14 protein-coding genes and 1 pseudogene are annotated in these 13,524 nt (G+C 40.5%); 11 read left to right on the forward strand and 4 right to left on the reverse strand.

Annotated elements, in window-relative coordinates; all coding sequences use genetic code 11:
- Positions 1-182: 182 nt before the first annotated feature.
- From ACE1CC_RS25980 to ACE1CC_RS26015, 8 genes and pseudogenes are all read left to right on the forward strand, one after another.
- On the forward strand, positions 183-491 hold the full coding sequence (locus ACE1CC_RS25980; RefSeq protein WP_073591589.1) for a carbon dioxide-concentrating mechanism protein CcmK: 309 nt from the start codon (positions 183-185) through the stop codon (positions 489-491).
- Positions 492-613: 122 nt separating this feature from the next.
- The gene (locus ACE1CC_RS25985) at positions 614-955 is read left to right on the forward strand and encodes a carbon dioxide-concentrating mechanism protein CcmK (RefSeq protein WP_073591590.1); all 342 of its coding nucleotides are present in this window, start codon (positions 614-616) and stop codon (positions 953-955) included.
- A 3-nt stretch (positions 956-958) separates the two neighbouring features.
- Positions 959-1,261, forward strand: a complete 303-nt coding sequence (locus ACE1CC_RS25990; RefSeq protein ID WP_413273330.1) for a EutN/CcmL family microcompartment protein — start codon at positions 959-961, stop codon at positions 1,259-1,261.
- Positions 1,262-1,375: 114 nt separating this feature from the next.
- Complete coding sequence (locus tag ACE1CC_RS25995) at positions 1,376-3,016, forward strand: ribulose bisphosphate carboxylase small subunit (protein ID WP_413273331.1); 1,641 nt, start codon at positions 1,376-1,378, stop codon at positions 3,014-3,016.
- 117 nt (positions 3,017-3,133) lie between these two features.
- Positions 3,134-3,904, forward strand: coding sequence for a carbon dioxide concentrating mechanism protein (locus ACE1CC_RS26000; protein ID WP_413273332.1), 771 nt, complete (start codon positions 3,134-3,136; stop codon positions 3,902-3,904).
- 76 nt (positions 3,905-3,980) lie between these two features.
- Complete coding sequence (locus ACE1CC_RS26005) at positions 3,981-4,727, forward strand: carbon dioxide-concentrating mechanism protein CcmK (protein WP_413273333.1); 747 nt, start codon at positions 3,981-3,983, stop codon at positions 4,725-4,727.
- Between the two features lie 265 nt (positions 4,728-4,992).
- Positions 4,993-5,922 carry a LysR family transcriptional regulator gene (locus ACE1CC_RS26010; protein WP_413273334.1) on the forward strand — a complete coding sequence of 310 codons (930 nt, stop codon included), beginning with the start codon at positions 4,993-4,995 and terminating at the stop codon, positions 5,920-5,922.
- 64 nt (positions 5,923-5,986) lie between these two features.
- A pseudogene (locus tag ACE1CC_RS26015) lies at positions 5,987-6,166 on the forward strand (Uma2 family endonuclease); the annotation flags it as partial.
- Between the two features lie 464 nt (positions 6,167-6,630).
- Here the strand turns inward: ACE1CC_RS26015 and ACE1CC_RS26020 are convergent.
- Positions 6,631-7,839, reverse strand: coding sequence for a hypothetical protein (locus ACE1CC_RS26020; protein WP_413273335.1), 1,209 nt, complete (start codon positions 7,837-7,839; stop codon positions 6,631-6,633).
- A gap of 85 nt (positions 7,840-7,924) precedes the next feature.
- On the opposite strand from ACE1CC_RS26020, the gene ACE1CC_RS26025 reads away from it, so the two are divergent.
- Entirely contained in the window at positions 7,925-8,947 is a 1,023-nt protein-coding gene (locus ACE1CC_RS26025; RefSeq protein WP_413273336.1) for a hypothetical protein, read from the forward strand.
- Between the two features lie 28 nt (positions 8,948-8,975).
- Here the strand turns inward: ACE1CC_RS26025 and ACE1CC_RS26030 are convergent, their stop codons facing one another.
- The 3 genes from ACE1CC_RS26030 to tnpA form a co-directional block, all read right to left on the reverse strand.
- The gene (locus ACE1CC_RS26030; RefSeq protein WP_413273337.1) at positions 8,976-9,395 is read right to left on the reverse strand and encodes a type II toxin-antitoxin system VapC family toxin; all 420 of its coding nucleotides are present in this window, start codon (positions 9,393-9,395) and stop codon (positions 8,976-8,978) included.
- Positions 9,392-9,682 carry a hypothetical protein gene (locus ACE1CC_RS26035; protein ID WP_413273338.1) on the reverse strand — a complete coding sequence of 97 codons (291 nt, stop codon included), beginning with the start codon at positions 9,680-9,682 and terminating at the stop codon, positions 9,392-9,394. The genes ACE1CC_RS26030 and ACE1CC_RS26035 overlap by 4 nt, the downstream gene beginning before the upstream one ends.
- Positions 9,683-9,746: 64 nt before the next feature.
- Positions 9,747-10,193: an IS200/IS605 family transposase gene (gene tnpA, locus ACE1CC_RS26040; RefSeq protein WP_413273339.1), complete on the reverse strand. Its 447-nt coding sequence runs from the start codon at positions 10,191-10,193 to the stop codon at positions 9,747-9,749.
- 554 nt (positions 10,194-10,747) lie between these two features.
- On the opposite strand from tnpA, the gene ACE1CC_RS26045 reads away from it, so the two are divergent.
- Together ACE1CC_RS26045 and ACE1CC_RS26050 are read left to right on the forward strand one after the other, a co-directional pair.
- Positions 10,748-11,716: a M48 family metallopeptidase gene (locus ACE1CC_RS26045; protein WP_413273340.1), complete on the forward strand. Its 969-nt coding sequence runs from the start codon at positions 10,748-10,750 to the stop codon at positions 11,714-11,716.
- 83 nt (positions 11,717-11,799) lie between these two features.
- Positions 11,800-13,389: a mucoidy inhibitor MuiA family protein gene (locus ACE1CC_RS26050; RefSeq protein ID WP_413273341.1), complete on the forward strand. Its 1,590-nt coding sequence runs from the start codon at positions 11,800-11,802 to the stop codon at positions 13,387-13,389.
- Positions 13,390-13,524: the final 135 nt, after the last annotated feature.

Consider the following 13,524-nt stretch of genomic DNA (forward strand, 5'->3'; position numbering starts at 1 on the left):
TAAATGATTAACAAATATCATTTTAATTAATATTGTCAAGGGTACCATACTTCTCTATTCTTAATATTGGAAATGCTAAAGAAAATATTTGCTTTAGCTGTAAAAAAAATAGCAACTCCCGTCAAAAAATTATTCAGTACTGCCTAGCAAGAGTACTTACGCTTATCCGGTAGGAGATAGAAATGCCAATTGCTGTTGGAATGATTGAAACGAAAGGCTTTCCGGCTGTCGTGGAAGCAGCCGATGCTATGGTTAAAGCCGCCCGTGTTACATTAGTGGGTTATGAAAAAATCGGTAGCGCCAGAGTGACAGTAATCGTGCGCGGCGACGTTTCGGAAGTACAAGCCTCCGTTTCTGCTGGGATAGAAGCAGCGAAGCGAGTCAATGGAGGTGAAGTAGTTTCCACTCACATCATTGCTCGTCCCCACGAAAACTTGGAGTACGTCTTACCGATTCGTTACACCGAAGCGGTAGAACAGTTCCGAACTTAAGCAGTCATTTGTCATCTGTGATTAGTCATTTGTAAAAATCTTCACCAATGACTAATGACCAATAACCAATGACCAATCAGATTGTTTGCAAGTAAAGATTATTTAACTAAGGAATAAAACCAATGGCAATTGCAGTAGGAATGATTGAAACTCTCGGTTTTCCCGCTGTTGTAGAAGCAGCAGACGCGATGGTTAAAGCTGCCCGTGTAACTCTAGTGGGTTATGAAAAGATCGGTAGTGGTCGGGTAACAGTTATCGTCAGAGGCGATGTTTCGGAAGTGCAAGCTTCTGTCTCTGCGGGTGTAGATTCTGTGAAGCGAGTAAATGGTGGTCAAGTTTTATCGACTCACATCATTGCCCGTCCCCATGAAAACTTAGAATATGTATTACCGATTCGTTACACCGAAGCAGTAGAACAGTTCCGGGAAAGCGTGAGCGGCATTCGCCCATATAACAGACCATAGAAAATGCAGATAGCCAAAGTTCGTGGCACAGTTGTCAGTACCCAAAAAGACCCCTCTCTACGCGGAGCAAAGTTACTCTTATTGCAATTTGTAGATGAGGAAGGCAAGCTACTTCCGGGCTACGAGGTAGCAGCAGATATTGTGGGGGCTGGGCTGGATGAGTGGGTACTCGTTAGCCGGGGTAGTGCGGCCCGCATTGCTTCCGGTAATGAGACTCGCCCACTCGATGCTTTGGTAGTGGCGATTATTGACACGATAAATATCGACAATCGCCTGCTTTACAGCAAGAAAGACCAAGACCGTTAGTTCGGTTATTGGTAGTCATTAGTCATTAGTCATTAGTCATTGGTAAAGAGTGAACAAATGACCAATGACAAATGACAAATCATGTTCGTTCTTCAGTTCAGAGGTATTCCCGTTATGGTAGTCCGCAGCATTGCTGCCCCGCCAACACCTTGGTCGCGAAGCTTAGCCGAGCCAAAAATACATGAAACTGCTTATGTACATTCCTTTTCCAACATAATTGGGGATGTGCAAATTGGTGCGAATGTTTTGATTGCGCCTCACACTTCGATCCGGGCAGATGAAGGTACTCCTTTTTACATTGGAGATAGTACCAATATTCAAGATGGTGTTGTAATTCATGGTTTAGAGCAAGGTCGAGTAGTTGGGGATGACCAAAAAAGCTACTCGGTGTGGATCGGGAAGAACTGTTCGATCGCTCACATGGCTTTGATTCACGGCCCTGCTTATGTGGGAGATGATTGTTTTATAGGCTTTCGCTCCACTATTTTCAACGCGAGGGTGGGTCATGGCTGCATTGTGATGATGCACGCTTTGATTCAGGATGTGGAAGTTCCACCGGGGAAATATATCCCTTCTGGATCGGTGATTACCAATCAACAACAGGCCGATCGCTTGCCAGACGTGCAAGCATCTGATATGGAATTTGCTCATCACGTAGTCGGAATCAACGAAGCTTTGCGGACGGGATATCGCTGCGCTGCGGATATAGCTTGTATGACTAATCTGCGGGATGAACAAGTTGACTCAAAAGCAAGTAAAGGATCTAGTAACGGCAACGGTCAGGTGAAAAGTATGCGTTTAAGTTCAGATGTCCACGAACAAGTGCGTCAAATGCTGGCTCAAGGCTATCGCATTAGCACCGAACACGCTGATGAACGGCGTTTCCGCACCAGTTCTTGGAATAGCGGCGCTTCCATTCAAGCGAATCGGGAATCGGAAGTAATTTCCGCTTTAGAATCAAGTTTAGATGAGTATGCTGGGGAATATGTTCGCTTAATTGGGATTGACCCGAAAGCGAAACGACGGGTAGTAGAAACAATTATTCAACGTCCTAATGGCAAAGCGCCCCAAGTAAGTAAGTCTACTGCGTTTAAATCAGCGGCTTCGAGCAGTAGCTATGCAGCAAGTTCTAGTTCTGGACTGGGTGCTGAAGTGGTCGATCGCGTCCGTAATCTGTTAGCGCAAGGCTACCGGATTGGTACTGAGCACGCAGACGAACGCCGCTTCCGCACTAGTTCTTGGCATAGTTGTTCTCCGATCGACAGCAACAGAGAAGCTGAAGTAGTCTCAGCATTGGAAGGCTGTATCGAAAGTCACGCTGGAGAATATGTCCGCTTAATCGGCATCGATCCAAAAGCCAAGCGCCGTGTATTGGAAATGATTATTCAACGTCCCAACGGCAAAGCACCTGCTCAAACTGCTAAAGCTGTAACTACCAGCAGCAACTACTCTAACGGTAGTGCAACTGTTACAGCTAGCAGTGTGGCAACTTCTAGCTTGAGCCGGGATGTGGTTGAACAAGTGAAAAATCTGCTGGCACAAGGACATCGTGTGGGTATGGAATATGCCGATCAGCGGCGTTTCCGCACTAGTTCTTGGCAAAGTTGCGCCCCCATTCAATCAAGTAGCGAACGGGAAGCGATCGCAGCAATAGAAGCTTGCCTCTCTGAACATAAAGGCGAATACGTGCGCTTGATTGGCATTGATTCCAAAGCGAAGCGGCGTGTGTTGGAACAAGTGATCCAAAAGCCCTAGTTTGGGAGATGGGGAGATGGGGAGATGGGGAGATGGGGAGAGTTTCCCCTCTGCCCCCCTGCCCCCCTGCCCCCCTACCCCTAGAGCCTTATATAAGCTGAAGAGGTTAAATTTCTAATGTATTCGCCGCCACTGCAACCGCTTTGTAATCCGCAATCTTACGTAAGTGGCGATGTAAAGATTGATCCCAGTGCAGTCATCGGGCCTGGGGTTTTACTAGCAGCAGAGCCAAATAGCCGCATTGTGATTGCCGCTGGTGTTTGTATCGGTATGGGGACAATTATTCATGCTCAAGAGGGCAGTTTAGAAGTTGAAACGGGAGCCGTTTTAGGTGCGGGTGTGTTGGTAGTAGGTGCGGGTAAGATCGGGGCAAATGCTTGTGTTGGTTCTTGTACAACTCTTTTGTATAGTTCAGTTGAGTCGAAGCAAGTTATATCTTCCGGTTCTTTGATTGGGGATAGAAGTCGCTCAACTCTGGATGTGATAGCTACCGAAGTAGGGGCGATTCATGAATCGCCTGTACCTCATGAATCGCCTGTACCTCATGAATCGCCCGTACCTCATGAATCGCCAACACCTCCAGAAGTTAAAAGCGATATTAAACCTGAACCACCTGTTACGCCTACTCCAGAAAATCACGACTTGAGTGTAGAGAGTGAACCGCTAGAACCGGAAAAAACTACTGATAATGCTCGGGTTTCGGAAGTTACTAGTGAACCTCAACCTCAACCGCCACCTCAACCGCAAGCAACTCAGCTGGAAGTGGAAATCCCAACTAATGCTTCCGTGCAAGTTTACGGACAACTACACTTGAATCGGCTACTGTTGACACTTTTTCCCCATAATCAATCATTTAAGCCACCAGATCAGGACGGGAAGGCTGAATAGTTGTTAGTTTTTAGGTGTTAGTCTTTGAATTTCTGATGATTAACGACTGACGACTAGCAACTACAGGGAGGTTAAAATGCGATTTCAGGGAGCGAACGGACGCGAAGATTTCCGGGATATGGCTTTAGGACTGGTATCAACTGGCAGTTTTCCTGCGATTGTTGGCTGCGCGGATATGATGTTGAAGTCTGCGGGAGTAGCTTTGGTAGGTTATGAGAAGATTGGTAGTGGTCAATGTACTGCGATCGTCCGAGGTAGGATTTCTGATGTCCGTTTGGCTGTGGAAGCTGGGGCTGAGACTGCGGAAAAGTTTGGTCAATTACTTTCTAAATTGGTGATTCCTCGACCTTTACCTAATTTAGAAGTGGTGTTGCCGATCGGTCATCGTTTATCCCAGCTTTCGGAAGCTAACGGTTACAGCCGTTTAAGTAATCAAGCGATCGGTTTGCTGGAAACTAGAGGTTTCCCGGCGATGGTAGGCGCTTGTGATGCAATGTTGAAAGCTGCTGATGTTCAACTGGCATCTTATGAGAAAATAGGTGCAGGGCTTTGTACGGCAATTATCCGGGGTACAGTGGCTAACGTAGCTATGGCTGTGGAAGCCGGAATGTACGAAGCGGAACGGATCGGAGAATTAAACGCTGTGATGGTGATTCCGCGACCTCTGGATGATTTGGAACAAACTTTGCCTGTCGCCAGCTGCTGGATCGAGAAACCTCAACCTGTTATGTTACCCGTCGCTGTCAAAGAAACCGAGAAAGAGTTACTCCAATTACCTGATTTAGCTAAATTACCTGTTCCCGTCCCAGAAGAAGTTGAATGAGGCAAGAAATAAAAGCGCTGCACATCTGAAGCATGATTCTTGTGGGTAGACTTACGAGTATTTGGTGTTAGCCAAGCACTTGGGATAATAAGTTCAGGCAGCCCGCAGAATTTCATGTCCATTTTGTGCAACGCCTTGTGGAAGATGTCTTACGCTCTTGCCGGTGAACTCATCATAGCTGGAACTTTACATAATGAAAAGTCATTGTTATTGATAATTGTGATAGACTATAATCTATAGTTTGCGCTTTTTAGGAGAGTGGTTTTTGAAGCATACCACACTTCATCAACTAAAAGTATTTGAAGCGGCGGCTCGTCATGGGAGTTTTACCCGCGCCGCTGAAGAGTTGTTTTTAACTCAACCTACTGTTTCCATGCAGGTAAAACAGCTGTCTAAGTCTGTTGGTTTACCGCTATTTGAACAGGTAGGTAAACGTTTGTATTTGACGGAGGCGGGAAGAGAGTTACTGGCGACTTGTCGGGAAATTTTCGATCGCATTGCCCAATTTGAAATGACCATTGCTGACTTGAAAGGTGTTAAACAAGGTCTGTTACGATTGGCGGTAGTGACAACAGCAAAATATGTTGTACCACGTTTGTTAGGGCCTTTTTGCCAACGTTATCCGGGAATTGATGTGTCGCTGCAAGTGACTAATCATGAAATTCTCATGGAAAGGTTTTCCCAGAATCAAGATGATTTGTATATTCTCAGCCAAATACCAGATCATTTGGATATGAATGTTCACCCATTTTTGGAAAATCCTTTGGTAGTTTTGGCACCGAGCAGTCATCATTTAGCTAATCAGAAAAATATTTCTTTAGCTGAGATTGCTAATGAACCTTTTATTATGCGGGAACCTGGTTCTGGTACGCGCCATGCTGTGCAAAAAATGTTTGAGAAGGAAGGTTTGGGTTTAAAAGTTAAGTTAGAACTGGGGAGTAATGAGGCGATTAAACAAGCTATTGCTGGTGGTTTGGGGATATCTGTTTTATCGAGTCATACTTTAGCTTTAGAAGGTGCAACTAGTCAATTAACTATATTAGATGTCCAGGGTTTTCCTATTGAAAGACATTGGTATGTGGTGTATCCGTCAGGGAAACAATTGTCTGTTGTGGCGCAGACATTTTTTGAGTATTTAGTTAATGAAGGTAAGCAGGTTTTGGACGAAACTTCGACATTAAAGGTGACGGTTTAGAGGGTTTTCGGTTCATTTTTTCCCACAGGTTGAAACCAGGGGCTAGACAAAACTTAGTCCGCGTAGGATGCAGGAGTATATAGAAAATGGTACAAGGTTGGGGTGGTTAATTAATCAGAAAGATCGACAAGTAGAGATTTACCGTAGGGGTAGAGAGAAGGAATTTTTGGATAATCCTGTTAGTTTGTCTGGGGAAGATGTTTTGCCTGGTTTTGTGTTGAATTTGGCAGTTGTTTGGGGCTAAAGTTCAATGGATGTAGAGCAATAGCCCGCCTGGGAATCAATTCCCAGGCTAATAGCTAAAGTCGGATAAATCCGACTGGAAAAAGAATTGTAGATTTAGGATGAGTTAACTCAGATCTTGCACCAGTCCCAAAATCCGCCTGCCTTATCAATTCGCTTTTCTTATAGCTAAAGTCCTCCTAAGAGACAAATATGTAGGGACACGGCATCCGAGATATTTTGGACTAGAAAATAAAGTTAATTATGCCGTGTCCCTACACAACCATATTCCTGCGTACCAAACAATTGTTTCTTTCATCTATAACAAGCATTCCCGCCCGTGAAAGGCTCTGTTATATGACTAAATAGTTAATATTCAATAGCTAAAGTCCATTAAAATGGACTTTAGCTATTAGCCCGGAAATTGATTTCCGGGCTAATAGCTCGCATCGCAGGTGCAAGATCTCAGTTAAGGCGAAACTGCAACTAAAAAGATGGTTTAGGTTTTTTGAAGTACCAGTAGAGATTAGCAACAGTTAAATCTGTGATTTCCTGCCAATTTGAAGGAGCCAAACCGTGATAATTAGAGTTTTTAGCTTGTTGGCTAATGTAAGATTCATGATCTTGTCTTGATTCTGGTTGAATTACGAAGCGGAGTTGATCGCGTAGAGATAGGAAATGAGATTTTTCCCGTAATTGATTGTAGAGTATTTGTTCGGGAGGTTCTGCTAAAGCTGTTATTTCTTGTTTTTGGTTGTTAGCAGTTAGTAATTTTTCAGAGCAAGCGGTTTCTAATTCTTTTAAATCTTCAGGAGACAAGCTTCGCATCAAATCAACTTGCTCTTGCCAAAGTTTTAAACCTGCTAAATCCTGATTATGAATTCGGGCGATTTCTGGAAATATAAAATCTAACTCTTCTTGAGTTTCGCAAAGGTTAATTAAATGGATAAGTTCTTTACGAATTTTGTCTTGGAGATTAGAAAGACGCTGAATTACTACATCAGGCGCACCTTGCAATTGAAATACCATTGTAATTGTTTGTTCAATTGCCCAAGCGCATTCCATTCTGCGTAGTCTTCCTGCAACACTATTATGTTTGTAAATTTCAGGATTGGTATAATTAGCCAGAGCGTTAAATAACATTCCATTTATACCAGCAAAAGCAGCAGTTTTGTGAGCGTCATCAGGTAAATGTACTGCATTGCGGAGCCAATTAACAGCTTGGATAAATTGCCCGTAAGCCAGCGATAAAATTGTTCGATGATGTCTGTATTCAACGTCATCAGCAACTTTTTGAATCTGTGTGATGACTGCTGTGGGATAGCCTTGTAAAGAACCTGCCAAAGGAATAAAGCCACCATGAACTATTACCTTTCCTTGATTGACTTCTTGCCTCAATTTTATGACCTGGTAAAGGTTAACTGCTGATATAGTTGCACCTGCTTCAGTTCCAAGTCCAATCAAGCTTGTAGTTGATTGTAAAACCACCAAGTTATCATTAATACTTTTTAGGTTATTATCAACACTTTGTTGCCATTGGTATTGGGCTTCTTGAGCTTTCATTCCTACATAGCTACCATAAATTTGTCCTGCAACGTTGAGTATGGGACATAAGAACACGGATGCCGGGGTAAAGCTGGCTATAGTACTAGCCGCATTCATCATCAATAATATCTTGTCAGGGGAAATAGTCATGTTTGTCTCTTTGGATACTAGCGAACTATACTATATTTTAGGATTCCCAATCAGTGACGAAAAACTATACAAGGTGAGGCGAAAAATGAATGAGTATTTAAAAGCTTTTCAAAGAATTAATCAATCTTCGACGCAACTACTAACGAACGATCCTAAATCCTTAGAAATTAAACAATCTGCAACAGAGCTTAATAAATCATTACAACCGTTCTTTAAAGAACTTCAAGAATCAGCTACTCGACTTAAATCATATATTCAGAAAAGTTTTGAAGAGTTAGATTATGCTGATGCAGTTTGGGATAGTAAGCCGAGAATTGCTGCTGCACCGACAGCAGAAATATGGGAACATATTGGAGAATTAAGTGGACGACATTTCAGAATTCAGCAGTTAAGCCGACAATGCAAAGAAGAGGCACTTAAAGAAGCGAAAAAATATTGGGAAGACAAAGTTGAAATACTGAAGAAAAAATGGTTTATTGACAAGAATGGCAATTTGAAGGAAAAAATTGGCTGGGGTGATAAAGATGGTTTTATTAAGGATATTCGCTCTGAAGCGGATGCTCATTTTCCACTTCCAAAACTTAGTACAATAACTGCCAATAGTTTAATACGCATTCATCAAGAAATTAACCTGATAAGATTAGAGTTAATTTTGGAATGTATAAAGCTTTTAGATTGGAAATCACAGACAACCTTAAGTAAAAAGCTTGAACTCATACTGAGTGAAATTGAAGCAAGGTTGGGAAAGGCTGAAGATAGTACAAATAAAATTATTCCAGAATTTAAGAATAATGTCAGTATGTATTTAATAAATTGGAATAATTGGGGTGATATTCCTTGGCATGAAGTAGTAATTTTTAAGAATAACGTTTGGTCAAAAATGGAGAATTATATTAGTTCATACTTTGATGAGCAAGTTAATTTGGCTACAGAAGTTATTGATGAGGCGATCGCATTTTACAGCGATTTTCTAGCCAAACAAGAACGATATCAGCAAGAAACACCAGAACAAAGAGAAGCTGAAAAAATTTGGATTAAGCAACAAAGAGAAGAACTTCAGAAAGTTAAACAGGGACTTGAAGAGATTTTAAACCCGTTTAGTAATTAGCAATCTGTGAAATAAGTTTTTGTGACGTTTAAAAAGAGTTTGTTAATTCCTGAATCAACTCTGTAGGTGTTAAAATTTGAGGGGTAGAAACTGGGAAATCTGCTGGATCGCGTGTTACAATTGCATCAAATTCATTCACCCTAGCAACACTGTATTGAATGGCATCTTCAAAATCTCTAAAATTGGCAGTTAGAGCCATTGAAATTACATCTCGATCGACCGTAGCAACTTGACAAACAGAAGCTAATCTATTTAAAAAAGTGAGTGTCCAATCTCGACCTTTATTCTTCCGAATAATGTAATAAAGGTCGCCAAAAGTTGAGGCTGAAACGTAACCTTCAATTTGCCTTTGTTGAGCAAACAAGAAAACCTGCTCACTTTCGTTATAAAAAGGCTGTCGCTCAAGGGCAAAGTCGATGATAATATTAGTATCAATTAGTACTTTCATAGATTATATTTCTCCTTTAAAGCTTCCCAGCGAGCTTCATCTGGATCGAAGTCAGGTGGTGCTGGTTCGGTGTTTTCAAACAAGTCTCTGAATGCTTCTACTCTGCATAAGACTTTTCTTTTAGGTTTTGCAACTGAGGATTCATTTTTATCGCTCTGATTATGCTCGACTGCCGAAACCGTTTGTAAAACGATGATTTCCACATCACCTGGGGGCATTTTAACAGATTCCGTAACTGCTAAGTTACCTGCATCATCAACTTTTCCTTTGAGTTTGTAAGCTTGCATAGTATTCTCCGATCGCTCTATCAATAGATTAGCCTAAAAAAATACTTGTGAGTAAATTGATTTATCAAATATTCTGATCGCCTAATTTCGAGCCATCATCTTCCTCAGTTTCTCGTTCTAAAGCAGCAATAATTGTTCCTTGTAAATGATGCTGTTTTTGATTTTTTACGTAAGCGATTGCATCATTTAATTGCTTGCGTCCCAAAGAAAATATCCCATAGCCACGTTGCCAAGAAAATTTAGCTTCTGAACTGATTAAAAGCTGATTCATTTGATGGGAACTGCTACCTTTGATTTGTTGAATAAAATCTGCGATCGACAAATTAGGAGGAATAGAAACTACTAAATGAATATGGTCTTCTGTACCACCGATAGCATGAACAATACAACGGAGTGAATCAGCTTTACCAATGATATAATTGTAAAGGTCAGACTCTCTTTTTGCAGTGATTAGCGGCTGACGTTCTTTTGTTGCCCAAACAAGGTGATAATAAAGCCGCCAAAGAGCCATAAAAATCCTTTTTTTTATTTAAATTGGCATGATTTTATAGCCTTTTGGTAATATTGGGCAAGCTATTGATGATTAAATATTTGTTCTTACACAAGGATAACGGTTGATCGATCGGACTCGCCTGGAAATCAATTTCCAGGCTAATAGCCCAACTCCGTTAAAACGGACTAAATTTCTCCCCATTATTCAGTCCGTTTCAACGGACTTTCGCTATTAGCCTGCGAATTGATTCGCAGGTGGGATTGATTGGCATACTGGGGGATTGATTTGCACACACAAATCATCGCTCATCCATCCGACTCGCCTGGAAATCAATTTCCAGGCTAATAGCCCAACTCCGTTAAAACGGACTAAAATTCCCCAGATGATTCAGTCCGTTTCAACGGACTTTCGCTATTAGCCTGCGAATTGATTCGCAGGCGGGATGGATTTGCATCCGGGGGATTGATTCACAGAGGGGATTAATTCACAGACGGGGATTGCGCCATACTGATTGTTATGCAGACACACCATAATAGAAATAGCTATTACCTAAGAAAATCAAAACAGTTAATATGCCAACTTATAAAGGAATCTCCAGCGAAGCTTTTCGTCATCCGCTCGATCGCGAAGCCGAACAAACTCTCCGCAGTTTACCTGGCTTCGATCTGATCGCCAGCAAATTTGTCGAATTTCTCTACGAACGTCCCCAATTTGTTTATCATCTGGGTAACAGCATTCAAGTTGGGCCAAGGCAATATTCTACCATTTATCAAATGTTTCGCGAATGTGTCAAAGATTTAGATATTTACCCGGAACCTGCTATATTTATTAGTCAATATCCATTAGCTAATGCTTATGCTTTAGGTCAAGAACATCCTTCAATTGTACTTAATTCAGCACTCTTAGATTTGATGAGTGAAGCTGAAATTAGGTCAGTCATTGCTCATGAACTAGGACATATTAAATGTGGGCACACTATCTTAAATCAAATGGCACTTTGGGCGATTAGTACGGCTTCGTTTATTGGCGAAATGACTTTTGGATTGGGGAATTTGATTAGTGGGGGTTTGATTTATGCGTTTTATGAGTGGAAAAGACGATCGGAATTATCAGCCGATCGCGCAGCACTATTACTATCTGATGAACTTAATCCTGTATTAATGTCAATGATGAAATTAGCTGGTGGTAGTCTCAAATATGGCAATGAATGCAGTTTACCGGAATTTATTCAACAATCGCAAAGATATCAGAATTTAGATGAAGATGGACTGAATCAAGTTTATAAATTCCTGCTTTATAATAACCTAGCTCAAGGTGTATTCTTGAGCCATCCTTTTTTAGTAGAACGCATTAGTCACTTACAACAATGGTCTGGATCTGATGAGTATCGCCAAATTCGTAACGGTAATTATCAAAAATCTGCCGCCGAAGGTGCAGTTGATGTAAAAGCGGAAACACCGCCAAGTCAAGAGGAAATTTTGCGCCGTCAAATAGAGGAGTTGCAAAAAGAGATCGATCGCATTAAAAAGAAACCTCAGTAATAGGTAATGGGTAGTTGGTAGTTGGTAATGGGAATAATAATTTAGCTGTTGCCAACTATTCTATTACCAAGGACGAATGACAAATGACAAATGACTGTAAAATTTGTGAAGTAACTGTTTATGATAACCAAGCTTTAGTTACTAGGCGGGGTAAGTTTAGTTTAAAGGGTGGACAGCAGGAGATTGCGATCGCTAATTTACCCTTAACTGTTCACACTGATTCTGTAACCGCAAGATGTTTAGATAACTCAAAAGTACAACTCTTAGCAGTGCGAACAGAACGCATCTTTGCCAATGAATCTTTACAACATAAAACCAATCAAATTTCAGGTAAAATTCGGCAACTAGAAGACCAAAAACGCCATTTAGAAGACAAAATAAACTCGATTCAATTACAACAGGTTTTTATGCAAAATTTTAGTGAGAAATCTGTAGATAGATTCACTAATAATTTAGCTTCTGAACCACTTAAACTCACGGAAGTTCAAGAATTACTTGACTTTCTTGGACAATCTTACCAAAATTATGCTCAAAGCATTAGCGAAAATGAAAAGCAATTCATAGAAATAGAAAAGCGGTTAGAAATATTAAATCAACAATTCAAACAATTACAGCAGCCTGTTTCTAAACAAATTCACAGCAGCGTTAACATTGTAATTACCTTAGAAACAACTTTTCCTAATGATTGCGAATTAGAAATTACTTATCTCGTCAGTCAAGTTAATTGGACACCATTTTATGATTTGCGGAGTAATAGCGATCGAAAGCAAATAAATCTTACTTGTTTAGCAGAAATTAGGCAAAAAACCGGAGAAGATTGGACAGATGTTAATCTCACCCTTTCCACAGCTAAACCAACTTTAGTTACTCAACCATTAAAATTAGAACCTTGGTATATTACTGGTTGTAAAGTTGCAGCTTGTTCGCAGAAAAATGCCCAAACTTATGATGATTTTGCTGAGTTAGAAGCTTTATTAGCAGAAGAAAATCATACTGACAAAAAACAAGATTTAGTGCGATTACAGAAACTAGTCGATCGCACAACTAAATCTACAGGTGTAGTTACATATAACCTCGATAAAAATTATACTATTCTTTCAGATGGTACATCGCATAAAGTTACTGTTTTCCATAAAGATTTACTTTGTCGTACAAAATATATTGCCATACCTCGACAAATGAGTTTTGCTTATTTAGAAGCAACAGTTACTAACAACACCAGTTTAACTTTCTTACCAGGAAAAGCTAATATCTTCTTTGATAATGCTTTAATTGGCACTACTGAATTAGAAAACATTGCACCTGAACAAGAGTTGAAATTAAATTTGGGTATTGACCAAGGTTTAAAAATTGAGCAGGATTTAATAGAACGAAATATCGAAATAATTGGTAACTATCGTCGCACTACTTATGGTTATAAATTGCAAGTGCTTAATTTAAAAACCGAAAAGGTTAAACTGAGATTGATTGTCCAATTGCCTGTTAGTCGGGATGAAAAAGTCAAAGTTAGGTTGCTTAGTACAAATCCAGAAATTCATCTGGGAGAAATGGGACAATTAGAATGGTTACTTAATTTAAAAGCCAAGGGAAAACGGCAAGTTAAACAGGAAGTTTATTATCAGTTTAGTATTGAGCATTCTACTGAAATTACAGTAGAGAGTTTAGATATTTAGTTTTTTATTTTATCTGCGTTCTTAAATTTATAAATATCAGAGTGCAAAAACCTTGCCCTTTTTCAGGGAAATTGTAGGGACACGGCATTCAATAGATAACGCAGGAGTTGCAAATGTTAATTATGCCGTGTCCCT

The organism is Floridaenema aerugineum BLCC-F46 (assembly GCF_041929345.1).
Lineage (GTDB): Bacteria > Cyanobacteriota > Cyanobacteriia > Cyanobacteriales > Aerosakkonemataceae > Floridanema > Floridanema aerugineum.

Excerpts from the sequence above, each read along its gene's own strand:
- ACE1CC_RS26020 (WP_413273335.1), bottom strand. The coding sequence starts at position 7,839 with ATGACTATTTCCCCTGACAAGATATTATTGATGATGAATGCGGCTAGT.
- ACE1CC_RS26000 (WP_413273332.1), top strand. The coding sequence starts at position 3,134 with ATGTATTCGCCGCCACTGCAACCGCTTTGTAATCCGCAATCTTACGTA.
- ACE1CC_RS26035 (WP_413273338.1), bottom strand. The coding sequence starts at position 9,682 with ATGCAAGCTTACAAACTCAAAGGAAAAGTTGATGATGCAGGTAACTTA.
- ACE1CC_RS26025 (WP_413273336.1), top strand. The coding sequence starts at position 7,925 with ATGAATGAGTATTTAAAAGCTTTTCAAAGAATTAATCAATCTTCGACG.
- tnpA (WP_413273339.1), bottom strand. The coding sequence starts at position 10,193 with ATGGCTCTTTGGCGGCTTTATTATCACCTTGTTTGGGCAACAAAAGAA.
- ACE1CC_RS25990 (WP_413273330.1), top strand. The coding sequence starts at position 959 with ATGCAGATAGCCAAAGTTCGTGGCACAGTTGTCAGTACCCAAAAAGAC.
- ACE1CC_RS25985 (WP_073591590.1), top strand. The coding sequence starts at position 614 with ATGGCAATTGCAGTAGGAATGATTGAAACTCTCGGTTTTCCCGCTGTT.
- ACE1CC_RS26045 (WP_413273340.1), top strand. The coding sequence starts at position 10,748 with ATGCCAACTTATAAAGGAATCTCCAGCGAAGCTTTTCGTCATCCGCTC.
- ACE1CC_RS26050 (WP_413273341.1), top strand. The coding sequence starts at position 11,800 with ATGACAAATGACTGTAAAATTTGTGAAGTAACTGTTTATGATAACCAA.
- ACE1CC_RS26030 (WP_413273337.1), bottom strand. The coding sequence starts at position 9,395 with ATGAAAGTACTAATTGATACTAATATTATCATCGACTTTGCCCTTGAG.
- ACE1CC_RS25980 (WP_073591589.1), top strand. The coding sequence starts at position 183 with ATGCCAATTGCTGTTGGAATGATTGAAACGAAAGGCTTTCCGGCTGTC.
- ACE1CC_RS26005 (WP_413273333.1), top strand. The coding sequence starts at position 3,981 with ATGCGATTTCAGGGAGCGAACGGACGCGAAGATTTCCGGGATATGGCT.
- ACE1CC_RS25995 (WP_413273331.1), top strand. The coding sequence starts at position 1,376 with ATGGTAGTCCGCAGCATTGCTGCCCCGCCAACACCTTGGTCGCGAAGC.